Source organism: Streptomyces sp. SID13726, from assembly GCF_010548375.1.
Classification (GTDB): domain Bacteria; phylum Actinomycetota; class Actinomycetes; order Streptomycetales; family Streptomycetaceae; genus Streptomyces.
Genome location: NZ_JAAGLY010000843.1, coordinates 1 through 388, shown reverse-complemented (window position 1 = coordinate 388; position 388 = coordinate 1). Strand labels below are relative to the sequence as shown.

At 68.6% G+C, this 388-nt stretch carries 1 pseudogene; it reads right to left on the bottom strand.

The window, feature by feature from the left end:
• Positions 1–184 precede the first annotated feature (184 nt).
• Positions 185–388: pseudogene (locus G3I78_RS50610) on the bottom strand (ATP/GTP-binding protein); the annotation flags it as partial.

Genomic DNA, 388 nt, shown 5'->3' with positions numbered 1-388 from the left:
CCTTCGCGCGTGCCTCGGCCGCCGTGTTCTTCGCCCGCTCCCGCTCGCGCTCCGCGGCCTGTGAGGTGCCGGCACGAGCCTTCTTGGCCATGATCACTCCTCCTCGGGACACATCGGGACGCACCAGAGGGCGTACGTCCTCCACTGTCCCTCCGTTCGGAGGAGGCGGCATCCGGAGCGAGGGTCAGCCGCGCCCGCCCTTGCGGCGCTGCTGCTCGCGCATCCGGTCTTCCTGCATGGCCATCTTCTGCGCCTCGCGCACGTCCTCGAGCTTGTGCTTGGCCACGCCGTCGAAGCAGTTCACGCCGACGACGAACGGGATGTTGCGCGACTCGAAGTAGTCGATCGCCGGGAAGCACTGCTCAAGGCGGTCGGTGTCCACGAGCAC